Annotated in this window: 19 protein-coding genes and 2 tRNA genes; 14 read left to right on the top strand and 7 right to left on the bottom strand. The window is 46.8% G+C overall.

The annotated features are described in order from the left end of the window. The first annotated feature begins 83 nt into the window (after positions 1-83). Both QUA01_RS16355 and QUA01_RS16350 read left to right on the top strand, forming a co-directional pair. On the top strand, positions 84-3,104 hold the full coding sequence (locus QUA01_RS16355; RefSeq protein ID WP_333090985.1) for an S-layer family protein: 3,021 nt from the start codon (positions 84-86) through the stop codon (positions 3,102-3,104). Positions 3,105-3,169: 65 nt separating this feature from the next. Beyond that, positions 3,170-6,082, top strand: coding sequence for a two-partner secretion domain-containing protein (locus QUA01_RS16350; RefSeq protein WP_333090984.1), 2,913 nt, complete (start codon positions 3,170-3,172; stop codon positions 6,080-6,082). A 48-nt stretch (positions 6,083-6,130) separates the two neighbouring features. On the opposite strand, the gene QUA01_RS16345 is transcribed toward QUA01_RS16350, so the two are convergent. From QUA01_RS16345 to QUA01_RS16335, 3 genes are all read right to left on the bottom strand, one after another. Then, positions 6,131-7,354 (bottom strand): DUF790 family protein, encoded by a 1,224-nt coding sequence (locus QUA01_RS16345; protein ID WP_333090983.1) that lies wholly within the window; start codon positions 7,352-7,354, stop codon positions 6,131-6,133. Between the two features lie 15 nt (positions 7,355-7,369). Continuing rightward, positions 7,370-7,831: a DUF3598 family protein gene (locus tag QUA01_RS16340; RefSeq protein ID WP_333090981.1), complete on the bottom strand. Its 462-nt coding sequence runs from the start codon at positions 7,829-7,831 to the stop codon at positions 7,370-7,372. Between the two features lie 246 nt (positions 7,832-8,077). Then, positions 8,078-9,613, bottom strand: coding sequence for a DEAD/DEAH box helicase (locus QUA01_RS16335; RefSeq protein WP_333090980.1), 1,536 nt, complete (start codon positions 9,611-9,613; stop codon positions 8,078-8,080). Positions 9,614-9,896: 283 nt separating this feature from the next. Between QUA01_RS16335 and ald the strand changes: the two genes are divergently transcribed. Further along, on the top strand, positions 9,897-10,985 hold the full coding sequence (ald, locus tag QUA01_RS16330; protein WP_333090978.1) for an alanine dehydrogenase: 1,089 nt from the start codon (positions 9,897-9,899) through the stop codon (positions 10,983-10,985). A gap of 512 nt (positions 10,986-11,497) precedes the next feature. Here ald and QUA01_RS16325 read toward each other — a convergent pair. Beyond that, positions 11,498-12,352, bottom strand: coding sequence for a Uma2 family endonuclease (locus QUA01_RS16325; protein WP_333090977.1), 855 nt, complete (start codon positions 12,350-12,352; stop codon positions 11,498-11,500). Positions 12,353-12,660: 308 nt separating this feature from the next. On the opposite strand from QUA01_RS16325, the gene QUA01_RS16320 reads away from it, so the two are divergent. From QUA01_RS16320 to mutT, 5 genes are all read left to right on the top strand, one after another. Then, a tRNA-Leu gene (locus tag QUA01_RS16320) sits at positions 12,661-12,742 on the top strand. 74 nt (positions 12,743-12,816) lie between these two features. Continuing rightward, positions 12,817-13,593 carry a TrmH family RNA methyltransferase gene (locus QUA01_RS16315; protein WP_194067135.1) on the top strand — a complete coding sequence of 259 codons (777 nt, stop codon included), beginning with the start codon at positions 12,817-12,819 and terminating at the stop codon, positions 13,591-13,593. A 608-nt stretch (positions 13,594-14,201) separates the two neighbouring features. Next, positions 14,202-15,161 (top strand): RNA polymerase sigma factor, RpoD/SigA family, encoded by a 960-nt coding sequence (locus tag QUA01_RS16310; RefSeq protein ID WP_194066910.1) that lies wholly within the window; start codon positions 14,202-14,204, stop codon positions 15,159-15,161. Between the two features lie 225 nt (positions 15,162-15,386). Beyond that, positions 15,387-15,728, top strand: coding sequence for a DUF760 domain-containing protein (locus QUA01_RS16305; RefSeq protein WP_194009546.1), 342 nt, complete (start codon positions 15,387-15,389; stop codon positions 15,726-15,728). A 262-nt stretch (positions 15,729-15,990) separates the two neighbouring features. Continuing rightward, positions 15,991-16,395, top strand: a complete 405-nt coding sequence (gene mutT / locus QUA01_RS16300) for an 8-oxo-dGTP diphosphatase MutT (RefSeq protein WP_333090974.1) — start codon at positions 15,991-15,993, stop codon at positions 16,393-16,395. A 36-nt stretch (positions 16,396-16,431) separates the two neighbouring features. Here the strand turns inward: mutT and QUA01_RS16295 are convergent, their stop codons facing one another. Next, positions 16,432-17,673, bottom strand: coding sequence for a histidine kinase (locus QUA01_RS16295; protein WP_333090972.1), 1,242 nt, complete (start codon positions 17,671-17,673; stop codon positions 16,432-16,434). A gap of 88 nt (positions 17,674-17,761) precedes the next feature. On the opposite strand from QUA01_RS16295, the gene QUA01_RS16290 reads away from it, so the two are divergent. From QUA01_RS16290 to QUA01_RS16280, 3 genes are all read left to right on the top strand, one after another. After that, positions 17,762-19,450 (top strand): DUF2079 domain-containing protein, encoded by a 1,689-nt coding sequence (locus QUA01_RS16290; RefSeq protein WP_333090971.1) that lies wholly within the window; start codon positions 17,762-17,764, stop codon positions 19,448-19,450. A gap of 228 nt (positions 19,451-19,678) precedes the next feature. Beyond that, positions 19,679-20,866, top strand: a complete 1,188-nt coding sequence (locus QUA01_RS16285; RefSeq protein WP_333090970.1) for a glycosyltransferase family 4 protein — start codon at positions 19,679-19,681, stop codon at positions 20,864-20,866. Positions 20,867-21,111: 245 nt separating this feature from the next. Continuing rightward, positions 21,112-22,356, top strand: coding sequence for an MFS transporter (locus QUA01_RS16280; RefSeq protein WP_333090969.1), 1,245 nt, complete (start codon positions 21,112-21,114; stop codon positions 22,354-22,356). Between the two features lie 151 nt (positions 22,357-22,507). On the opposite strand, the gene QUA01_RS16275 is transcribed toward QUA01_RS16280, so the two are convergent. Beyond that, positions 22,508-22,581 (bottom strand) — tRNA-Arg (locus QUA01_RS16275). 93 nt (positions 22,582-22,674) lie between these two features. Between QUA01_RS16275 and moaC the strand changes: the two genes are divergently transcribed. The 3 genes from moaC to QUA01_RS16260 all read left to right on the top strand — a co-directional run bounded on the left by moaC (position 22,675) and on the right by QUA01_RS16260 (position 23,908). Next, complete coding sequence (gene moaC, locus QUA01_RS16270) at positions 22,675-23,196, top strand: cyclic pyranopterin monophosphate synthase MoaC (RefSeq protein ID WP_333090967.1); 522 nt, start codon at positions 22,675-22,677, stop codon at positions 23,194-23,196. A gap of 88 nt (positions 23,197-23,284) precedes the next feature. Beyond that, positions 23,285-23,542, top strand: coding sequence for a 2TM domain-containing protein (locus QUA01_RS16265; RefSeq protein ID WP_333090966.1), 258 nt, complete (start codon positions 23,285-23,287; stop codon positions 23,540-23,542). Positions 23,543-23,605: 63 nt separating this feature from the next. Then, entirely contained in the window at positions 23,606-23,908 is a 303-nt protein-coding gene (locus QUA01_RS16260) for a DUF3181 family protein (protein WP_333090964.1), read from the top strand. A 75-nt stretch (positions 23,909-23,983) separates the two neighbouring features. On the opposite strand, the gene QUA01_RS16255 is transcribed toward QUA01_RS16260, so the two are convergent. Continuing rightward, positions 23,984-25,099, bottom strand: a 1,116-nt coding sequence (locus QUA01_RS16255) for a calcium-binding protein (protein ID WP_333133121.1), incomplete at its 5' end; no start/stop codon positions are given.

Raw genomic sequence — 25,099 nt, 5'->3', positions numbered from 1 at the left:
GTTGGAAAAATTATCTTCTCATGTCAGCTAACAAAAGGTTAATTATGTTTTTTCAAAATCTATAATTCTGGGAATTAAGCAACATGAATCAGCTCAAAGACCGAGACAAATACTATATTTCAGTTTTCAAGTGGATGAAATACAGTAGGAAGGCAGCAGTGCCTTGTCCCTACCCGATATCGGTACTTAACTCTACAGAAAACCGCTATTTTTCAGGAGCTATTTACCTGTTACTTTTGAGTGGTTATTGGTGCTTTTTTCCCGGAAGCGCGATTGGCCAAATCATCCCCGACAGCAGCTTGGGTGCAGAAAGTTCGCGCACTGTTCCCGACACTAGCAATAATTTACCCTCAGATAGAATCACTGGCGGTGCAACTCGTGGTTCTAATCTCTTTCACAGTTTCCGAGAATTTAATGTAGGTGAAGGACACGCTACCTATTTTGATAATCCTAATGGGATTGCTAATATTTTTACCCGCGTTACTGGTGGCAACCCTTCCAATATTTTAGGTGTGTTGGGAGTGCAAGGCAATGCCAATTTATTTTTACTTAATCCCAAAGGAATTGTCTTTGGCCCCAATGCGAGGTTAGACTTGCGCGGTTCATTTATCGGTTCAACTGGTAGCGGTGTTCTCTTTGATAATGGGTTTGAATTTAGTGCAGCTAATGCTAATACAGTGCCATTGTTAGCGATTAATATTCCTGTGGGTTTAAGATTTCGAGAAAATTCTGGTACAATTGTCAACACTTCCCAAGCAATCGGCCCCACACCAACCTTACCGCCATTGCCCGTAGAAATTCCTACTTCAAACAAACTTGGTTTAGCTGTAGACCCCGGTCAAACCTTAGCATTAATTGGCGGTGACATTCAACTGCAAGGAGGAAATTTAACAGCTTATACCGGACAAATATTACTGGGAAGTGTGAAAAGTCCAGGTTTAGTGCAATTTGAACCAACAGCTTTAGGTTTAAATTTAAACTATAGCAGTATTCAGAGCTTCGGCAATATTGAAATGAACGGCGCATTTATAAATACCAGCGGATTAGGAGGCGGGAAAATTGACATCAGGGGTGGAAATGTCACCGTCAGTAGTTCGGGAATTTATAGCCTAACATTGGGAAATATTGATGGCAGAAGTATTGATATCAATGCCCAAAACTTGCGAATAGATAAAGGAGCGCAAATTTTCACTCCGACACTGGGAGATGGAAAAGGGAGCGATATCAACATCCGCGCTACTGACTCAGTAGAAATGATCGGACTGGGAATTGAAGGCTATCAGCGGTTTTATAGCCAATACGTAGCATTAGGAACATTCAACCCTTTCGACCCGCAACTTGTGATGATCAGTGGTACTGTTGGCAATGGATCTGCCGGAGACATTAACATTGATACCGGACGGCTGCTGCTGCGCGATAGCGTAGTGGGCGGTACCGTCACCTTCGGTGCTGGAAATGCCGGCAATTTGAATATCCGCGCTAACACCATAGAGATTGTTAGTTCAGCGATCAACAGCGGAACAACGAAGGAAAGTACCGGCTCTGGTGGCAATATCAATATTGAGGCCCAACGGTTAATCATGGGCGATGGAGGCAGTATCGTCAGCGCCAGCCGCAGTGATGGAGCAGCGGGGAATATCGCGATTAAAACGAATGAATCTGTAGAATTGTCGGGGAGTCTTGCTGGAACTACGGCGCAAACTTTGATCGGCACAATCGCTGTAGATGGAAATGGGAAAGCCGGGGATATTACCATCGACACTAAGCGGTTGATTGTTTCTGATGGAGCCGCAATTAGTTTAGCGACGGGTGCGATTATTGGCGAAGTCGTGTTTTCTACCAATGGGGGGCTAGGAGGAAATTTAACTGTGAGAGCTTCCGAGTCGATAGAATTAAGCGGTGTGTCTGGAGTTTTGGGGAATAGGGGATTCGCACCGAGTACCCTGACTACTAGCACTACAAGCTCTGGTCGAGGTGGAGATATCCGCCTCTCAACGCCTGTGTTAACCCTGCGAGATGGGGGGATTATTACTGCGGCTTCTTTGAGTGCAGCCGATGCGGGAGATATTACAGTTAATGCCTCTAGCATAGAAGTGCAAGGCATCGGGAATAACGGTCGGTTCAGAAGTAGCATTGAGGCTTCGGCTGGCCGCGCATATACTGTTGTCAATCCCAACGCTACGGGGAATGCTGGCTCATTGAATCTGAATGCGAATCGATTGAGTATCCGGGATGGAGCAACGGTTAGCGTTCAGTCTTTAGGAAGGGGAAGCGCAGGAAATATTAATGTTGTAACTGACTCAATTGCCTTGGATAACAAAGCCAGTATTGACGGTACAACTGACTCTGGCGGTGGGGGAAATATTAATATCAGGGCGCAAGATATCCAGTTGCGACGCGGGAGCAGAATTACTACCGATGCTGGTATTTCTGATGGTGGCAATATCAGGATTAATAGCGATACTTTGGTGGTTTTACCCAAGGAAAATAGCGATATTACTGCGAATGCGCGATCGGCCGCCGGTGGCCGCGTTAATATTAATGTCCCCAATGTTTTCGGCTTTAGCGCCGTTAACCGCGAACAGGTTCGAGGTACTTTGGGATTAACAGATGCTCAATTTGCAGATTTGCAAGTAAGTCCTACTTCTCTAGTTCCTACCAGCGATATTGCGGCGATTTCCCAAAGTGGCGGCCCGGCTTTGCAAGGGACAGTAACATTCAGCGCCTCTGGGGTGAATCCCGCTCAAGGTTTAGTGGAACTGCCGCAAAATTTGGTCGATCGGGCGGCGTTAATTGCTGCAAATCCCTGTCTGGAAGGGGGCGAGAACGAGTTTACCGTCACCGGGAAAGGGGGAGTGCCACCAAGTCCTAATGATGTTCTCAGCAGCGAATCTGCGCCGTTTCCGTGGGTGGAACCAGCGTTAGGTGGAAGTCAGCCAGTAGAAGGCCCCCTAGCATCCATAGAAGTTCGGCCAACAGAAATTATTCCCGCTCAAGCTTGGGTAATCGACGATCGAGGACAAGTAACGCTGGTAGCCTATAATTCAGGTGGTGGTGCATCTCTTCGCAGTCCGAAACCGACGGGTGTTTGCGTACCTCAATAGGTAATCTTCAGGTTTTAACTAACCCCTCGCTATTTTTCTAATACTAAATTAACCAGGCTTAAAAGATGCCCAGCCAATCTTCCGTCCTATTTTTTGCATTCTTACTGCTGTTTCCTTTCCCCGCGATCGCTCAAATTCTCCCAGATAATAGCTTGGGTGCGGAAAGTTCGCGCACAGTGCCCGGCACAATTAATAATTTACCATCGGACAGAATAGAAGGCGGTGCAACTCGCGGAGTAAATTTATTTCACAGTTTACAACAATTTAACGTGGGTGAAGGTAGGGGAGCCTATTTTGCCAATCCTAACGGGATTGCCAATATTTTTACCCGCGTTACTGGTGGCAACCCTTCCAATATTTTAGGTGTGTTGGGAGTGCAAGGCAATGCCAATTTATTTTTACTTAATCCCAAAGGAATTGTCTTTGGCCCCAATGCGAGGTTAGACTTGCGCGGTTCATTTATCGGTTCAACTGGTAGCGGCGTTCTCTTTGATAATGGCTTTGAATTTAGTGCAGCTAATTCTAATTCCGTGCCATTGTTAGCGATTAATATTCCTGTGGGTTTGAGATTTCGAGATAATCCTGGCACAATTGTCAATCAGTCAATTGCTCCTAACCCATCACCGCCTGACATTCCCTTACCCGTACCAATTTTTAAGAATATTGGTTTAGCAGTAGACCCCGGTCAAACCTTAGCGCTAGTAGGGGGAAATATTCAATTCGACGGGGGAATCGCTACCGCCAGTAGCGGACAAATTCTTCTGGGCAGCGTCAAAAGTCCAGGTTTAGTGCAATTTGAACCAACAGCTTTAGATCTGAATTTAAACTATAGCAATATTCAGAACTTCGGCAATATTGACATGAACAGTGCATTGATCAATACCAGCGGATTAGGAGGTGGAAGAATTGACATCAGGGGTGGAAATGTCACTCTCAGTAATTCAGGAATTTATGGCTTGACACTAGGAAATATAGATGGCAGAGGCATTAACATCAATGCCCAAAACTTACGATTAGATCGGGGATCGCAAATTTTCGCCTCTACACTGGGAGAGGGGAAAGGGAGCAATATTAATATTCGCGCTACTGACTTGGTAGAAATGATCGGCCTAGGAATTGAGGGCTATCAGCAGCTTACAGAAAATTTTCAGACATCTGGAACAGGGAACCCCTTTATTTCGCAAATTGTTTTGTTTACTAGCACTATTGGCAGTGGAGCCGCCGGGGATATTAACATTGAAGCGGGACGACTGTTGATGAGCAATGGGGTAGTGGCCGGTGCTCCCACCTTTGGTGCTGGGAATGGCGGAAATCTGACTATCCGCGCCAATACCGTCGAACTCGTCAGTTCAACGCTCTATAACGGAACAACGAACGAAAGCACCGGTCAAGGCGGAAACATTACTGTTGAAGCCCAACGGTTAATGCTGCGCGATGGCGGTGCTTTTGCCAGCTTCAGCCTTAGTGATGGAGCATCGGGGAATATTGCGATTAAAGCCAGTGAATCGGTGGAATTGTCGGGTAGTCTCCCTGTAGGTCTAGGGCAAACTCGGCTCGGCACGAATACTTTTGATGGGAATGGAAAAGGTGGGGATATCACCATCGACACTAAGCGGTTGAGTGTTTCTAATGGAGCCACAATTAGTTTAACGACTGGTGCGATTTTTGGCGAAGTCCTGTTTTCTACAAGTGGGGGGACTGGAGGAAATTTAACAGTGAGAGCCTCCGAGTCTATAGAAGTGAGCGGCGAGTCAAGATTTTTGGGGAATGCGGGTTATGTAGCAAGTTCTTTTGTTACTCAAACTGCAAGTTCTGGTAGGGGTGGAGATATCCGCCTCTCAACACCTAAACTAACTGTGCAGAATGGTGGCGTTATTTCTGCGGCTTCTTTGGGTATAGCAAATGCAGGAGATATTACAATTAATGCCGATCGCTTAGAAGTGCAAGGTATTGGGAGTAACAGTCGGTTGAGGAGTGGAATTGAGGCCTCGGCTGGTAGGGCGTTTAATGCTATTAATTCCAATGCTACCGGAAATGCAGGCTCGTTGAATTTGAGTGCTAATCAATTGATACTTAGGGATAGTGCAGTGGTTAATGTTCAATCTTCAGGAACAGGTAGGGCTGGCAATATTAACGTTGTAGCTAACTCAATTGCCCTGGATAATAAAAGCATAATTGATGGCACGACTGTCTCTGCTACAGGGGCAAATATTAACCTGCAAGCGCAAGACATTCAGTTGCGACGCGGCAGTAGAATCACCACGGATGCAGGTATTTCTGAGGGCGGTAATATCAGCATTAATAGCGATATTTTGATAGCTTTACCGCGAGAGAATAGTGATATTACAGCTAATGCTCGCACAGCTAGGGGCGGACAAGTTACGGTCAATGTACCAAATATCTTTGGCTTTACAAGCCTTAACCGCGAACAAGCCAGGAGTAATTTGGGATTAACAGATGCTCAATTTGCAGATTTGCAAGTAAGTCCTACTTCTCTAGTTCCTACCAGCGATATTGCGGCGATTTCCCAAAGTGGGGGCCCGGCTTTGCAAGGGACAGTAACATTCAGCGCCTCTGGGGTGAATCCCGCTCAAGGTTTAGTGGAACTGCCGCAAAATTTGGTCGATCGGGCGGCATTAATTGCTGCAAATCCCTGTCTGGAAGGGGGCGAGAACGAGTTTACCGTCACCGGGAAAGGGGGAGTGCCGCCGAGTCCCAATGATACCCTCAGCAGCCCTCCATCGCCGTTTCCGTGGGTGGAAGAGGCAGGAAGTTCGGCAACGAGCAATGTACGGGATTTAATGGATGTAACCGATAGAGGGAAGAAGGAAGAAGGGGAAATTCGGGATCGGGAAGTTGTTGCCGCGCGCGGTTGGGTGGTGAATGCAAAAGGGGAAGTTACGCTGGTTGGATACAATCCCGGTAATGGTGCTGACTCTCGCAATCCTCGATCGAACTCTCGTTGTGTGCCGCACTGAAAAGCTGAAAAAGGGGGATCTTTCTTAAGTGAACCCTATTGAAATATATTATATATCCTCATCGAGGACTTCCAGCACTGATTTGGGCAACAATTTATCTTTAAACCAAACTACTTTTGCTGGCACATCTTTTACATTCACCCCAGCTTTTTCCAAATTTAGACGTTCGGAAATCGCTAAAATCAAATTATCGCATTCAGATTTTTGTACTTGAGCAAATTTTTTTTGTAAATACTCCGGCCGCCAATAGCCAACTATTTCTAATATAAACACTCGCCCGTCGGGATGCACTAAGCGAAAATCGGGAATCATCACGCTTCCGGGAATCGGAATTAAATCAACTTCTCGTTCGAGTTTCCACTCGGTCTTTAAGCTGTCCCACCTGTCGGCAAATGCTGCTTCTAACATACTATCATAGGGTTTGCCTGGGGGATAGTGGCTGACTAAACCGCAGTCGGAATTTAGCGTGAATTTACCTGTTTTCACAACCCCGCTAAAAGCATCTTTGGTTTGCAGGGTTGAGTGCATACTCCATTTTGTGACGTGTAGGAGTGCGGGCAGCATTTTGGCGAGGGCTAAGCCGTAGCGGGTGCTGGGTTTAAACAAGCTTGTGGGCCCGTCGATTGTGAGGGTAAAACCGTGGTCTGCATCGCCTTCAATGTAGGTCATTAACTGAAATAGTTTCAGATAGCGAAATAGGAGTTTGTATTCTCCTGGATCGTTGCGGTGGGCGGTTAATTTGACTTGACTGGCGCGATAAAATATGCCTTGAACTTGAGAAAGGTTGTATCTGTGAAGCAAGTTTTCGGGTGTTGGTGCGTCAAATTGGGTGAGGATTTTGTTTTCGTTTAAATCGGCGTATAAACCTGTTTTGATTTCCTCGGTAACGACTTCTCTGTTTAAGTCTTGGCTGAGCTCTGTGGCTACTGTTTCGAGGGTTAATTGGGTGGATTGCGGGCTGGGAGTCGATCGCGCTGACAACGCAAATACTCGCTGTCTCAAGTCTGATGGTTCTAGGGGGCTGACGACTTCCAAGGTGGAGAAACCGCCTTTGAGGAGGTGCGCTAATCCCCGTTTGAGGCGATAGTCGGGGCTGTCGCCTTCTAATTCTAGTAATCGTCCGTCGAGTTCGCCTTGGGTTTTGCCGATCGACTCTTGAAAACAGTTGATCGTTTCCATAGCTGCTTCTAAGTTCTTAGCATCTATCTTCAGGCGGAGAGGGATGATTGATTCCCCATTTTGGCGGTGACTTAATAAATCGGTGGGTAACATAAGCAGTGAAAACTTTTACTCAATTTTTTGTTCGACAATCACCATAACTCCCCTAAGTTTTCCATCTTCTGTCAAGCTTTGGGTAGTCCGAATTCGCCGATTGTCACTGACAAGATTTATTGTTTCAACGGCCCTCAGAATGTTAGTTGCTTTGTCCCATATTTGAAAAACGATCAAATGATCTCCAACTTCTGTGGCTAGTGTCTTGTAGTTAGAAAAGATAGAGTTAGGACTTTCAATTTCCACTTGTCCTTCACCGACAACATGACCCACAAAGTTTTGGGTTTCACTCTTGCCATTGGCATAGGTTTGAACGTTAGTTTGCCTCCACTCGTTGTCCACAATTTTCTGGGTTAACACGGCTGTAAAACGCTGGGTTTCTTGGAGGTCAGCATTGAGGATTGTCCAAGTTCCCTCCCAAACTCCTGTATGTTTGGGGAAGACTTTAAAGTTACTTATTTGTGTGATATCGATCATTTTCCAGTAATGTGAATTAGTTAATATTTAGATTATACACTAATTGGGAAATCTTAAAAATTCCGTGAAATCATCATTTTTGGCTCCCCAATTTCTGGGTGACTCTGCTGCTTTTTTAGTCGCCTCTCGGTTGACTCCGTAAATCGATTGTAGATTTTAGATTTTAAATAAACCTAGGAGTGATTTAATTATATAGCCATCTTTTCGCTAAGACTACCCATCTCATAACTAACTTTTTTAGGCTGACTACCAGGGAATTTCATCATCTTCTCCCCATTTTGCTGGTGATTCAGCCGCTTTTTTTGTTGTCTCTCGGTTGACTCCGTAAATTGGTGTTGGTTTGACAGTTTCTAATTTCGGATATGCTGTGGGCGGCGGTTCTATTTGTACTTTTGGTTGGGGTTTGTGAACTTGCATTCCTCCTCTGCGGCGCTGAGATGTTCTTTCTTCGCTGGTGTCTTCGGTGACGACTTCGTAGAGAATTGCTAATTTGTTTGCATCGCTGCTTTTGCGGAGAACTCGACCCAATCTCTGGATGTATTCGCGTTCGCTTCCTGTACCTGACAATATAATAGCAATTCTGGCATCGGGTACGTCCACTCCTTCGTTGAGGACGTGGGAGGCGACGAGGGTTTTGTATTCGCCGCTGCGGAAGCGATCGAGGATTTCGTGACGTTCTTTAACTGGGGTTTGGTGGGTGATTGTGGGGATGAGAAATTCTTGGGAAATTCGGTAAACTGTGGCGTTGTCTCCGGTGAAAATTAGGGTGCGCTGGGGAGAGTGTTCTGCTAATATTTGAGCTAAAATTCGCAGTTTTCCTTCGGTACAAAGGGCGATTTCTTTGGCTTGGCGGTGGGCTAGCATGGCGCGTCTTCCCAAGGGCGATCGCGCGCTGGCCATGATAAACTGTTTCCATCCTTCGAGGCTGGATATTTTGATGTTAGACTGTTTTAAGAAGTCGTTGCGAATGTTCATGAATTCGCTGTAGCGGTCGGTTTCTTCTTTTGACAGTTTGACCATGATTTGAACTATTTTATGGTCGGCTAAGGCATGGCCTGCCAAATCTTCGGGTCTTTTGCTATATACTGTCGGGCCGACGAGGAAATGTAAATCGCTGTGGCGGCCGTCGGTGCGATCTGGTGTTGCTGTCAGTCCGAGTCGAAAAGGGGCGATCGCATATTCGGATATTACTCGATAAAAGTCCGTTGGTAAATGGTGGCATTCGTCAAAAACCAACAACCCGTATTTATTACCTAAAGTTTCTGCATGAATGCTGGCGCTGTCGTAAGTTGCCACTAAAATTGGTGTTTTGTCCCGCGAACCTCCGCCCAACAATCCAATTTCGATGTCGGGAAAAGCAGCTTTCAAATTAGCGTACCACTGGTGCATTAAATCGAGAGTTGGTACTACAATTAATGTACTGCGACCCGTGACCTGCATGGCTAATTGTGCCAAATAAGTTTTGCCGGAAGCGGTGGGGAGGACTACTACTCCTTGGCTTCCTGCTTGCTGCCAAGCTGCTAAGGCTTCTTTTTGATGCGGGTAAGGCTGCATTTCGACGCTGGGTACGAGTTCGAGTGGTTCGTATCCCTTGGCTTCGTCGGTGAAATTAGTACACTCAGCTTGGAGAGATTCTACCAGCGGGCGGTAGTGAATTGCCCGAATTCGGAATTTTTCCACGCGATCGTCCCACGTAGCAAAGTCCACCCAGTCTCTGCCCTTGGGCGGCGGGTGCAACAATAGCGTTCCGCGATCGAATGTTAATGTAGGTATGCGTGGCATTTGTTTTTGAGACGCGCTGAGTGCAAGCCTGTTAAATTATAGGCGATCGATCGAATATATTGACTCTTCTTGAAATTATCTGCGTTAATCCGTGTTAATCTACCCTAAATCTGCGATCGATCTAAAATTTAAGCAATTCAAATCCCACGGGATGAAACTCAAAAATTTGTTCGCCTAGCCCCAGCCGGATTGCCAAATCTAAAATTTCCAATGGTATTGTTCCGGTAGGAATTATTTTTAAGTTAGATTCGATCGGCATAAGCCTGAGATTTAGAGGTTGTAGATGGAAATAGGCGTTCCCAAAGAAATCAAAGATTTAGAGTTTCGAGTAGGGCTCAGTCCCACAAGTGTCCGGGCTTGTTCGGACAAAGGTCACGCAGTTTTCGTCGAAACGAATGCTGGTGTTGGGGCCGGTTTTACCGACGAGGACTACCTTCAAGCAGGGGCTAAGATTGTATCAAAGGCTTCAGATGTCTGGAACCGGCAACTAATTGTTAAAGTTAAGGAACCACTTCCCGTTGAGTATCCGCTGCTTCAAAAAGAGCAGTTGCTATTTACATATTTGCACTTAGCAGCCGATCGCGCATTAACCCAGCAATTAATCAACAGCGGAGTCCAAGCCATCGCCTACGAAACCGTCGAACTCCCCGACCGGAAATTGCCATTGCTAACACCGATGAGCATTATTGCAGGGCGTTTGGCCGTGCAGTTCGGAGCTCGGTTTTTGGAACGACAGCAAGGCGGCAGAGGCGTACTTTTGGGCGGCGTACCGGGGGTACAACCGGGCAAAGTCGTGATTTTGGGCGGCGGAATCGTCGGGACGGAAGCAGCCCGTATTGCTGTAGGAATGGGCGCTAGAGTGCAGATTTTGGATGTAAATGTCGATCGCTTAGCCTACTTAGAAACTCTGTTCGGTTCCAGAGTAGAATACCTCTACAGCAGTCCTTTACAAATAGAAGCAGTTATCTCCGATGCAGATTTGTTAATCGGCGCAGTTTTAGTATTGGGCAAAAAAGCCCCCGTGCTCGTTTCTCGCGCATTTGTTGCCAAAATGCACCCCGGTTCTGTAATTGTTGACGTAGCCGTTGACCAAGGCGGCTGCGTGGAAACTTTGCGAGTAACTTCTCACACAAATCCTACTTATATTGAGGAAGAAGTTGTGCATTACGGCGTACCAAATATGCCCGGCGCAGTGCCTTGGACAGCGACCATAGCTTTGAATAACAGCACTTTGCCCTATGTTTTGGAGTTAGCAAATAACGGGATTAAAGCATTGGAAATGAATCCGAGTTTGGCGAAGGGATTGAACGTGCAGAATCACCGATTAGTGCATCCGGCGGTACGCGAAGTTTTTCCCGATTTAGCCGATTAATATCGTGTTCGGTCGATTTACAACGATAAAATTGGTTCGTAGTGTAGACTAAAGTCTGCACTACGAACCAAGCGTTAAATTGCTCGTTATATCAAATCCTGTAGCATCCGAATGATTCAGATATATATTCTCGGACTCTGTGTACTCTGTGTTCTAGCGCCGGTTAAATCATTCCAATGCAAGCGGAAACAATATTACCAGGCTCTACCTCTCTTTACCTCACCGCTTCTGAAGAGAGAAAAGTGTGGCAGATGTTTAAATTATTAAATTTTCATTTCTCAATTAGTGCGTCGAAACCCGGTTTCTCCGATAAATTTGAGTTGAACAGGAAAAATATAGGAAGAAACCGGGTTTCTGAGATTAGCGGGCGCTCTAATTTGTGTCGCTTGGCGCGGGCGGGTTGTTGGAGATTGTCTGTGGGAATTAAAAAATGTTGGTGAACCCGCCCCTAGCAAAAAATATTATGATATAATTGCCAATTAAACAAACATGATATTACTAACTTTGTAAAATTATGATTGATAAATTTGGGGAATTTCATCGAGGTTGTTGGCTGCTGCTATGCCAGATGCGATCGCCTGCAAAACAGCAACATCAGAAATTGCCGAAATTTCATCAAGCAGCAGCAATCCTTCCTCTCCAAATTTCAGTCTCAAACCGAGTTCGATCATCTGAATAAATGCTCGTTTAGTCCGCGCTTGTTCCTCCAATAACTGAGCATCTTTTTGAGATAACTGAGCATCTTTTTGTGCCGCCAGTTCGTCGCCTGTAGGAATGGGATCGCCACTAGGATAGCACCAGCGCAACCAAGTACCACCCACCTTTTCAAATTCACCTTCCCACAGAGTTAGTCCCAAACCGACTTCGGGAAACCAAGCATCAGTTTTGGGCGCGTAGGATTGATTCTGCAACTCAAAAACTCGCAGCGTGCTACCTCTCAACTCCCGTAGCGGATCGTACACAACATAATAGGGGATTCGCATTCGAGCGTAGTCTATTAACTTGCTGCTTAATTCATTTCCCGGAGTTGGGGAAACAATTTCGATCGCAATTTCGGGAGGTTTGCCAAATTCCCAAAATAAATACGATCGCACTTTTCTTTCCCACCAATCCTCAGCACCAGTAATATTGATACTGAGAAAAACATCCGGGGCGACTCCCGGTTGACGTATGCTGCTGAACAAACCAACATTTGCCGCCGCAATAAACGGAACAGTAATCCCTGTATCGCCACCGCTATACAAAACCGTTGTCAGCAGTCGCTGCTGTTTTTCGTTAATGAAGCTATCCAAAGGAGTATCGTCTTCTAGAACTAAGTTGCTAAGATCTGGCAACTGACTCGGATCGAGGATTAATGGCTCAGACATAGGTAGCCGAGATGAGAACTATCTGCCTATACAATTTTAACATCATCAGCCAAGGGACTCAGGCAATATTAAGTTTTTCCACCAATGTCAGCATTCAACTTGAATTCGCTTCATTCGATCGCTAAAAAATCGAAATTATCTCCGTCAATCTGTGTCAATCTGCCTTAAATTTGCGGTTGACAGGGCGATCGAACATTTATGCCATGTATTGAAGTTTAGTTAACACTCGCATTCCCAATAAAAATTTAATTGCCAAAAACACTTGACAAATTTGGGAACATAGTGCATAGTATTAATTCGTGACCGATGCGGAACTGGCGGAATTGGTAGACGCGCATGATTCAGGTTCATGTGGTGCAAGCCTTCCGGGTTCAAGTCCCGGGTTCCGCATTCTCAAGGCAGAAAAAAGTTTGGGGTTAACCCGATACAGGAAATAACCCCATTCGCTCTGCTGAATTAACACAATGCTGACAAGTATTCAAAACCCCCTAGTCAAAGAAATCCGCAAGCTGCACAGCTCGAAGGGACGCAGGGAACAACAATTATTTTTACTAGAAGGGACGCATTTGCTCGAAGAAGCTTGCGCCGCTAAACACCCGCTAGAAACAGTTTGCTGCACTCCCGAATGGTTGGATCGCCACGGGAAATTGTGGGAGCAAATTGGTAGTTTGGCCGATCGCACAGAATTAGTCAGTGAAAAAGTATTAGAGTCGATCGCCACCACAGTTAAACCAGACGGCATTATCGCCACCGCACCCCGCACCGCCACAGCGCCGGCAGAAATATCAACTTTAGGAATAGCCCTCGAAACTATCCAAGATCCAGGCAACTTGGGGGCGATCGTCCGCACGGCCGCGGCTGCTAATGCCGACGGTTTGCTGCTGAGCGCAGACAGCGCCGATTTTGACCATCCCAAAGTGCTGCGCGCCTCAGCAGGAGCTTGGTTTAAGCTACCCGTAGCAGTCACTCCAGATTTAACCGCCGAAGTCTCCGGGTACAAAAATCGGGGAATGCAAATATTAGCAACCGTTGCCGGTGCGAGTTTAACTTATTGGGAAGTAGATTTGCGAGTGCCGACTCTGATCGTTTTGGGTAACGAAGGTGCTGGATTGTCAGCCGAATTGAGAAGTTTGGCCGATCGACAAATCCAAATCCCCCTCAGCCGCAGCGTAGAATCATTAAATGTGTCCATCGCCTCTGCCCTCATCCTGTACGAAGCTCAACGACAAAGAAGTCATTAGTCATTAGTCAGTTGACTGTTGACTGTTGACTGTTGACTGTTGGTAGGGGCGGTGGATGGTGCGTGCGTGCCCTCTCTCTCAGTAGTCAGTGGTAGGGGCGGTGCCCCGGTGCCCGCCCTCTATCTCAGTAGTCAGTAGTCAGTAGTCAGTAGTCAGTTGACTATTTTTGGGAGCATCAAGGAAGATTTTCCTAATTCTCCCCCTCTCCCCATCTCCCCTCTCCCCCTCTCCCCCTCTCCCCATCTCCCCCTCCCCATCTCCCCCTCTGAGATTTGGCTGATTTTGTTTAACACGATGCAACTCTAAAATTAGTTTGCGGGTACTCTCAAACCTATACAGTGCAGCCTTGCATGAAATAAATGTAAAGAAATGTAGCTAACCGCTCTCACAAATGTTAAGATTCTTAACACAAGTAGTATTTTGCACCCCCCAACCAAAACCTAACCTGAGATGGTGCTGAGTGGGAGTAGCAGCTAGCTACCATAAAACGAAGCCTCTTTAAATGGAAGGAAAGCGCAAATCCCCGCCCGCTTTCCTTCTCAACTAAAACTAAAGGTTTGCGACTACCGCAAACCTTTATAGGCAAAGATCCTCAGCGGGAAAAGCTCATGAAAACTCTTAAGTCCTCAGATACAGATTCTGTTCGTGCTTACTTGCGGGAAATCGGCCGCGTTCCCCTGTTGACCCATGAGCAAGAAATACTCTACGGGAAACAGGTACAGCGATCTGCCGCACTGCATCAGGAGAAAAAGATTTTAGCCGAAGAGTTAGGCCGCGACCCGACGGCGGCTGAATGGGCACAGGCAGTCGGGCTGTCTGAGGCACAGTTGCAGCGGACGATCGACCACGGCGAAAGGGCCAAACGCCAAATGGTGGAAGCAAATCTCCGCCTGGTAGTGTCTGTCGCCAAAAAATATATCAAGCGCAACGTAGATTTACTCGACCTCATTCAGGAAGGGACGATCGGGATGCAGCGGGGAGTAGAAAAATTTGACCCGACAAAGGGCTACAGATTTTCAACTTATGCTTATTGGTGGATTCGTCAGGCAATTACGCGGGCGATCGCCGAAAAAGGTCGCACCATTCGCCTGCCGATCCACATTACCGAAAAACTCAACAAAATTAAAAAAGCTCAGCGCCAGCTAGCTCAACAGCTCGGCCGCGCGGCTACTCCTGCTGAATTGGCTGCTGAGTTAGATTTGACTCCCAAGCAAATTCGCGAATATCTCGATCGCGCGCGCCTCCCGCTTTCCCTAGACTTGCGCGTGGGAGACAATCAAGATACAGAGTTGGGCGATTTGTTGGAAGATACCGGTACTACCCCAGAAGATTTTGCCCTGCAATCTTCCCTGCGGACTGACCTAGATCACCTGATGGCGGAACTGACTCAGCAACAGCGAGAAGTCCTCGCCTTGCGGTTCGGTTTAGAAGACGGTCAAACCTTAACTTTGGCAAAAATAGGCGATCGTCTCAACATCAGTCGGGAACGGGTGCGGCAAATCGAACGGGAAGCCTTGACCAAACTCCGCAAGCGCAAGCAAGATATCAACGATTATCTCGCCAGCTAGCTAGATTGGGGATTGCGCCCGCACACACCCGAGCGCGAATTCCCAATCTAAAATAGTAAAAACCGTCGCCTTTAATTCGGTTGTGCCCACTTGGTTGTGCCGACTGTCCTGCTACATTAGTAATTACTTAGTAATAAAGATCAACAGCGATCGGATAAGGTAAGGGTTATTTAATTTAACTGCCCGCATCTCAAATAATAAGCTGTCTCTGAAACGGAGGTACTCGTGAGTAATTCATCTAATAAGTCCCCAGAATTTTTTGAAGAAGACGGAGAAAATGCCAATTTATTATGGCAATACGTGCAGTCAATGGCTCCCGACACTGTTTCTCAGTTGTCTAAACCGACTTCTCATGAAGTGTTTCAAGTAATGGAGCGAAATATTGTCGGACTCTTGGGAAATTTGCCTTCGGAACACTTCGGGGTGACAGTGACTACCAGTCGCGAACATTTGGGTAGATTGCTCGCCTCGGCCATGATTAGCGGTTATTTTCTCAAAAATGCCGAACAGCGCATGACTTTTGAAAAGTCGATACAAGCCAGTGAGAGACACGGCTCGGAAGATTAGTCGGTTACTAACATTTAAGCTCTGCAAATGTCAAGCCCCCCTCGGAAGATGGGGGCTTAATATTTTAGATTTTAGATTTTAGATTTTAGATTAAATAATTGAATAATTATTGATATTATTACTAAATTACCGATGACCAATGACCAATGACCAATTCCCAATTCCCAATTCCCAATGACCAATTCCCAATGACCAATTCCCAATTCCCAATTCCCAATTCCCAATGACCAATTCCCAATTCCCAATTCCCAATTAATATAATATGTCTCTTTCTCCTGTGCCCCACAAAGTTATCGGCGTTGCTGCGATCTGGAATGACCGACAACAAATTTTGATTGACAAGCGCCGACAACACGGACTACACGGGGGTTTTTGGGAGTTTCCGGGCGGTAAAATAGAGCCTGGGGAAACGATCGAAGCTTGCATACAACGGGAAATTATGGAAGAGTTGGGAATTGTCGTCGAAGTGGGCGATCGCCTGATTACAATTGACCACGACTACACTAAATTTACAGTTAGACTCTACGTACACCACTGCCGCCACGTCAGCGGGGAACCGCAAACGATCGAGTGCGATGAAATTCGCTGGGTGTCACTCGACGAAATTGACCAGTTTACTTTCCCCAAAGCCAACGAACAGATTATCGCTGCACTGCGATCGAGTTGAACAGTCAACAGTCAACAGTGAACAGTCAACCATCAACTATTTTTGAAGAGGCAAAGTAAAGTGAAAACAAGTGCCTCGATCGGGTACAGAGTCCACCCAAATTTGACCGTAATGGGCGCGGATAATGCCTTGACAAAGAGACAGCCCAATGCCGTAACCGTATTTTGATTTATCTCGCTGCAAGCGAAAGCTGTCTTCAAAAATGCTTGCACAATCTTCTTGAGGAATACCAGGGCCGCTGTTACAAATGCTCACTTGAACCTTGTAAGCAGTGCGGTGGAGCATAGAAATACTAACAGTTCCTTCCTCTGGGGTGTACTTGCTGGCGTTGTCTAGCAGGTTAGCAATCACTTGTTTCATGCGATCGGGATCGGCATAAACCAAGGGCAAATCTGCGGGAATGTCTATTTCTAATTTCAGACTTTTCGCCTGAAATTTATCTTGAAATTCCAGGATTACATCTTGACAAATCGCTCCCAGTTCAATTTTTTTTGTTTGGATGTGAAGTTGAGCGTTTGTGCCCCTGGCCGCTTCGAGGATATCTGTAATCATTCGATCAACAATTCGGATTTGGTTGCGGGCTTGTTTCATCAAATAAGCCGCCAGAGCGGGTGTCAAACGCGACTTTTCCCCCTCTTTCACCTTCTGAGTTGACTCCAAAGTCTCCAAAGCCAAAGATGCCGCCGTCAAAGGATTCCGCAAGTCGTGAGCCAGCATCGCAATAATCCGATCTTTCAACTGCAACTGCTCTTGCAGGTGTTCTTTTTCCTGTTTTAGCCGAAAAACTTCATCCGCAAGTTGCACGAGCTCAGTAGCGCAAGCAACCGAATAAATTGGTTTTGGGTCTGCCAGAGCTGATGCCGTCAGAGCTGGGGCAGACTGCTGCTGGGCGGCATATTCTTCTACAGCACGCTTCCAGCGGGGCCAGCACTGTTTGAGTTGGGCGATCAGATTGGTGCCGGCGAGAGTTTGTCGGGGCTCTGGATGAATTTTGAGCAGGGAGGGACTAGCTACAAGTTTAAAGTGTTCGGCTAAATCCGGCTGTTCTCCTACATCGACGATTTGAAGATCGAAATCGCACTCTGCCTTCAAATCCTGTAGAAACTTGCGGATGTGTCTGGTCTGTTCCCTAGAAGAGGAACGCTTGTCTACGAACAGCAAAAGCTGTAAAAGCGGTGCGGGATTGGCCGGCAGTTCGGGAGAACTGTCGGTGTCGCCGGTGCCTGGTGCGGGATTGACGCTGTTGACTTTTTCGATCGGGTGAAAATAATTGACCATTGCCGAGCCGAGTTATTTCACTTCTACTTTAATTTAATACTTGCTTTAGATTTATGCTAATGTCCGATGATTTCATTACGGCGGGCCAATGACATTTTTGAGATGGAAGAAAAATGAGTCGCTGCAGGTGGTGGTAAAAGTGGCTGTCGCCTTTTTTGTGCTGTGCCTGCTGCTGACGCTGCACCGCTACTACAACTTTTACGCTACTTACGACCAAGGCATTTTCAATCAACTTTTTTGGAACGGCACTCGGGGTCACTTGTTTGAGAGTTCCCTGTCTTCGGCTTTGTCCACTAATGTGGTTCACCAAAATGAGCTCCCGTCGGTATCCTATTACCGATTGGGGCAGCATTTCACCCCGGCACTGATGCTGTGGCTGCCTATTTACTCTTTGTTTCCCTCGCCTGTCACTTTGACGGTGTTGCAGGTGACTTTAGTTACGGCGGCTGGTTTAGTGCTCTGGGTTCTCGCCAGACACTATCTAGAACCGCGGCTGTCGGCGGCAATTGTGTTGAGCTATTATTGCGCTAACGCGGTGATCGGCCCGACTTTGGGCAATTTTCATGATGTTTGTCAAATTCCGCTTTATGTTTTTAGCTTGCTGCTGGCGATGGAGAAGCGCTGGTGGCCATTGTTTGGGGTTCTGGCCACTTTAATTTTGGCTGTGCGAGAAGATGGGGGAGTTGTTTTATTTGGGGTGGGAGTTTATCTAATTTTGAGCCGACGCTATCCTCGGACTGGTTTAGCTGTCTGCGCGCTCAGTTTTGGTTATATGATCGTCCTGACGAATCTGATTATGCCTTTATTTTCTGCTGACATCTCCCAGCGGTTTATGATCGAACGCTTCGGTCAATATGCCGATGGAGATGAAGCTTCGACGCTGGAAATTCTTTGGGGAATGGTTAGCAATCCCGGCCGGTTGGCGGCTGCGTTATTTACGCCGTTCTTTGGTAAAATCAAATACTTGCTCGGTCAGTGGTTGCCGTTAGCTTTGGTTCCTGCCTTCGCGCCTGCGTCTTGGACGATCGCTGGATTTCCGCTGCTGAAGCTATTTTTAGCGAAAGGAGAGTCTGTGCTGGCGATTAATATTCGCTATGCGATGACTGTGGTTCCAGGGCTGTTTTACGGGGCGATTTTGTGGTGGGCCGATCGCCAAAAGGAAGAGGATAAAATTAAGAGGGGAGAACAAACAATTTTGCGTTTTCCTTCAGCAGTTTTGCCTTTCTCTTCGTCTTCAAAGTTTCGCCGCTTTTGGGGGTTTTGCATCTGCTTGTCGCTATTTTTTACCTTCACGTCTAACCCAAACCGGACTTTTTCTTGGATTTTACCCGATGCGATCGCCCCTTGGGTGCAGGTTCCTTTGATCCGACAGTGGCAGCACGTTTCTCAAGTCCGGCCACTTTTGGCTCAAATTCCTGCGGATGCTAGCGTGGCCGCAACGAATAGTATTGTGCCAATTTTGTCAAGCCGCCGCGAAATTCTCAGGTTTCCGATGTTTGAACTGCGTAATGATGCGGGGAAAGCGGTGAAGATGGAATATGTAATTGCCGATATGTGGCAGTTACAGCAGTATCAGGCTGCGTTTCGGCGGGAACGGGGACAGTTGCAGGCGATCGTCCCGCAGATCGATCGAATGTCCAAATCAGGAGAATACGGAATAGTTGGCTTTGAAGACGGCGCGATTTTGATGCGTAAGGGTGCTGCTTCCAATTCTGCATCGGCGGCTGCTTGGATGAGTTTTCGCCGCGAATTAGAACCGATTTTGAAGCAAGGGTAAGCCCGATCGCCCGAAACTGGCGCAGCCCAACTATTGCAGAAACCGGGTTTTGGAGGCAACAAGCGGGCGATCGAGCAATTCCTGCCAACACCCGGTTTCTGCATAATTTTCCATGCTGTCAGCCTTCGGGCATAAATTTGCCTTTACTAAAAAATAAGGTATGCGATTATACAATAAAATAGTTAACAATCAACATTAAGATATATAAATTCTTGGGAGCACAGAAATATGAAAATTTTGGTATTAGCCTGGGAATTTCCTCCCAGAATAGTAGGCGGCATCGCTCGCCACGTATCGGAACTGTATCCAGAATTGGTGAAGCTAGGCCACTCGATTCACCTAATTACTGTAGAGTTCGGACACGCGCCGATGTATGAAGTGGTAGAAGGAATACAGGTGCATCGGGTGGTAGTGGGACACGCCACGGACTTTTTTCACTGGGTGGCCAACCTCAACCAAAGCATGGGCCACCTTGGTGGCAAACTGATACTAGAAGAAGGCTCCTTCGATCTGATCCACGCTCACGACTGGTTAGTGGGAGATGCTGCGATCGCCCTCAAGCATACCTTTAAAATCCCCCTAATTGCCACCATCCACGCCACCGAATACGGGCGCTTCAACGGCATCCACAATGACGGACAGCGCTACATTAACACCAAGGAAAACAACCTCGCTTACAACGCTTGGCGGGTAATTGTTTGCAGCGACTATATGCGGCGGGAAGTCGAACGGGTACTATCGACTCCGTGGAACAAAATAGAGGTAATTTACAACGGAATTAGAGCCGAAAAAAAACCCAGGCTGCCCGAATCTGACGCGATAAACTTCCGCCGTCAATTTGCAGCAGACGATGAAAAAATTGTTTATTATGTAGGAAGAATTAGCTATGAAAAAGGTATTTCTGTATTTTTGAATGCTGCACCTAAAGTAATTTGGGAAATGGGGGGAAAAGCTAAAATTGTAATTATTGGCGGTGGCAATACAGACTATCTAAAACATCAGGCTTGGGATTTAGGAATTTGGCATAAGTGTTATTTTACCGGCTTCATGTTTGAGGAACATCTCGACAAATTCCAGACGGTGGCTGACTGCGCGGTTTTCCCCAGTCTTTACGAACCTTTTGGGATTGTAGCGTTAGAAAGTTTTGCAGCCCGGGTGCCGGTGGTAGTTTCCGATACGGGCGGCTTACCGGAAGTTGTGCAGCATACTAAAACTGGCGTTGTTACTAAAGCAAATAATCGGGATTCTTTGGCTTGGGGAATTTTGGAAGTGCTGAAAAATCAGGGTTATGGGCGGTGGTTGGTTGACAATGCTTATGAGGATTTGGAACGCCGGTTTAGTTGGCCGAAGTTGGCGATGGAAACCGAGTGGGTTTATCAGCGGGTGATAGAGGAAAGCGCAGAGGTTAATTGGTAAGACTGTTGATTGTTGATTGTTGACTGTTGGCTGTTGACTGCTGACTGTTTGCGGTTGACTGTTAAGTTAAGAGGGCGGGCACGGGGGCACCGCCCCTACTGACTGCTGACTGTTAACTGTTTGCGGTTGACTGTGAGTAGAATATTAACTTTTTTAGTTGCAAATATTAAGAAATTGCAACACAATGATAGATACACTTGACCTCAGCTTGAGCGCACTCAGAAAATTTAAAGGGAATTCGCATCTTGAATATTTTTAGGGACATCGAGCCCCAACGCAAACGCGGCTTGCTGACTTTGTTTGCCGCAGGCTTGTTATTTTGGTCGAGTTTGGCTTCGCTGCTGCCAACTTTGCCGTTGTACGTTCAATCTGTAGGCGGTACAAAACAGCAAATTGGCTTTGTGATGGGTGCATTTGCGATCGGGCTTTTGCTGTCGAGGCCGCAGTTGGGTAAAATAGCCGACAGCAGGGGGCGAAAACAAGTTTTGCTGCTAGGGGTGTCAGTGGCTGCCCTTGCCCCCATAACCTACCTGTTCGCTAAATCTATCCCCTTACTGTTATGTATCAGGGCTTTTCATGGCATTAGCATCGCCGCTTTTACCACAGCTTACAGCGCTTTGGTGACAGATTTGTCGCCCCCAGGAAAGCGGGGCGAATTAATCGGTTATATGAGTTTGGTAACTCCTATCGGTTTGGCCTTTGGCCCGGCGATTGGCGGCTTTGTGCAAGCTGGGCTCGGCTATCCTTTTTTGTTTGCGATGTCGGCGGCTTTAGCCACAATTGGTGTATTTCTCACTACCAAAATTGCCGAACCTAATTTTGCTGAGTTAACAAAATCCGATTCGCTATTTGAGGAAAAAAAACGCCAAAAATACTGGCAAATGTTGTGGAATCCCAGGGTGCGGATTCCGGCTTTGGTGTTATTGCTGGTTGGTTTGGTCTTCGGAACTTTGAGCACTTTCATGCCTTTGTTTCTCCAAGAAACTAAGGTTAATTTGAATCCGGGATTATTTTATTCTACAGCGGCTGTGGCTAGTTTCGGTGTGCGGTTGTTGACGGGGCGAGCTTCGGACAAATACGGGCGCGGTTTGTTTATTTCTGCCGGCTTGATCTGTTATTCCGTGTCGATGTTATTGTTGTATTTTGCTAACAACAGCAATGCTTTTTTGCTAGCAGCTTTGTTTGAAGGTGCGGCGGGCGGTACTGTTATGCCGATGATGGTGACGCTGATGTCGGACAGGTGCGAACCTCAAGAAAGGGGCCGATTGTTTTCGCTTTGTATTGGCGGGTTTGATTTGGGAATTGCGCTGGCTGGCCCGATTTTAGGCTTTGCTGCTGAACAAGTCGGCTACAGAAATATGTTTGGTTTGGCGGCTGCTGTCAGTGTGTTAGCTTTCCTGATTTTTGTTACTTTGTCTAGCAAGAGTTTGTCTCATTCGCTGCAATTTGCGATCGGGCGCGGCAAAGATGTCTATGCTTTGAATAGGTGACAATCGGTTTGATCGTTCGGACTTTAGTGCTGCTTAACTCCCAGTAAAAAAGACGACTGAGGTTTTGGTTAGTAGTGAGGACTTTAGTCCTTCTTAACTCCCAATAAAAAAGAGGACTGAAGTCCTCACTACCAACTTATTATCTGTTTAATGGGCTTGGAGGGATTCGAACCCCCGACCTCATGGTTCGTAGCCATGCACTCTATCCAACTAAGCTACAAGCCCCTGTTGCTTGGAGAGTTGAAATTTTAGATTTAATCTAAAATTGAACAATCTCTGTTCCGCACAGAATCTAACAGTAACACCATTCTCAAAATAATGCAAGACCTTTCTCAAAATATTTCTAAATTGCCCGATCGCCCGCAGCTAACTCACCTCGACAACAGCGGGGAAGCCCAAATGGTGGATGTTTCGGCAAAAGTGGCAACTGTACGGCAAGCTGTGGCCGCGGGGCGGGTGCGGATGTCGGCGGATACGTTTGCTGCGATCGAAGCGGGGAATGCGCCGAAAGGGGATGTGTTGGGCACTGCGAGGCTGGCTGGGATTATGGCGGCTAAGCAGACGGCTAATTTGATTCCTCTGTGTCACCCTCTGCAGCTGAGTAGCGTGAAGGTGCAGGTGATACCGGATGCTGGGTTGCCGGGATATCAAATTCGGGCGACGGTGAAGATTAAGGCGGAAACTGGGGTGGAAATGGAGGCGCTGACGGCGGTTTCGGTGGCGGCGCTGACTTTGTACGATATGGCGAAGGCTTTGGAAAAGTCGATCGCCATTGAATCGATTCGTCTGGTAAGTAAAAGCGGCGGCAAATCGGGGGATTATCAAAATTTAGAGGAATAAATTTCCTGTCTTGAGAGGGATGCAGAATTCAAAAAGCTGCGCTTAAGATTAAAATAGGCACAGAACTACTAATATCATGTGAAAAACTATGCCTCCTCGTTGGCCCCGCAAACCCGATCGCAACGATCCAGAGTACCGCCGTTTAGATGACCGGATGAATTTTGCTATCCATGTCGGTCTTTTTTCTGCTACCAATTCTGTTTTGTGGTTTGTTCACAATTTGCAAAAGGCTGATTGGCCTTGGGCAATTTCGGTAACGGGTGGATGGGCTCTAGTAGTTTTGGCCCACGCGATTTTCATTTTTGCGATCGCCGATTATTCGCCCGTCACCAAAGATTCTGGCTGAAGGCAGTTGTCGGCGATCGGTTAACTTTTTTTGACGGATCACCAATAACTTTCTGCTTTTTATATGGCTAATACTACTCAGGCGATCGAATCCTTAGCAGCCGAAATCGGCGAAAATGTCTACATTGACATTGCCAAGTGGCATTTGTATCTCCGTGATGCCCACCTGCATACGGTGGTTGCCCAACAACTTTATTCAATGCTGGAAAAGGGCAATTTAGATACTGACAAAGTTGAAGGAGTTTTGCAAGGAATTTCAATCAAGTTGGGCGGCGGCAAGCGAGAAGTGCCGCTGGCCGATTTGATTCCGATGCAGTGTCAAGTTAAGTTGATGGATGTTTTGGACGAATTTCAGCGTCAGATGTGATATCAATTGTTGATTTGGATTTAAGTGCGATCGTTCTTTGTGGATTTAATGGGCGATCGCACTTTTCTTAATTTCCTAAACCAGCATGAAGTTAGCCACTGTAATTGCATCCGCCTTTACTCCGACCATAACACCTAACTGTTCCCCTGTCAAGAGGTTTTTGATGATTGTACCCTGAGTATTTTGAGTTATTTCCAACTGTCCAAAACTCAAACCACCGCTCAATCCAATCAAATCTTGACCAGCGGTAAAATCAGCAATAATGTCAAATCCTTGAGCTGCATTTAAGACAAAGATATCATTGCCGCTACCGCCAATCAAACTGTCACTTCCCATACCTCCATCAATGAAATCGTCGCCTTTTCCACCAGTAAGAGTATCGTTATCTGCACCTCCAAAAAGAGTATCATTTCCCGCACAGCCTCCCAGGATATCTGCTCCTGTGTCACCGTTGATTAAATCGTTACCTTCACCGCCACAGATGGTATCTGAGCCCTCATTTCCTAACAAATAATCATCTCCCTCACTGCCAAGGATTATGTCATCACCTTTGCCTCCAAATAAGCTGTCATTACCCTTACCGCCGTCGATGAAATCATCATTTCTGTTCCCATAAACGATGTCGTCACCTTCGCGGCCGTTGATAGAGTCATTGCCTTTGCCTCCAAAGATTAAATCGTTGCCCAATTCGCCCAGAATAATGTCATTATTTTCATCTCCAAATAAGATGTCATCACCTGTGCCGCCGCTGATAAAATCATTGCCTTTGTTACCGTTGAGAATGTCGCTGCTATCGCCACCATACAAGTTGTCATCCCCGGATTTGGCATCGAATATATTGCCCGTGTTGCTACCCAGTAATTCATCATTTTTGGCAGTCCCTATTTGAATGCCCGGTACACCGAGTATGGTGTTTTCAACTGAATTCGGTTGGTTTAAATTGGGATAGTCAATGTCATCGCAGATGCAGTCATCGTTGGGGATGTTGTTGGTTGTTGGTGTTCCCGATGGAGTCGGTGTTCCCAATGGCGTCGGTGTTCCCGATGGCGTCGGTGTTCCCGATGGCGTCGGTGTTACCGATGGCGTTACCGATGGCGTCGGTGTTCCCGATGGAGTCGGTGTTCCCGATGGCGTCGGTGTTCCCGATGGCGTCGGTGTTACCGATGGCGTTACCGATGGCGTCGGTGTTCC

This window comes from Microcoleus sp. S36a_B3, from assembly GCF_036700745.1.
Lineage (GTDB): Bacteria > Cyanobacteriota > Cyanobacteriia > Cyanobacteriales > Microcoleaceae > Microcoleus.
This window is presented reverse-complemented; position numbering and strand designations above follow the sequence as displayed.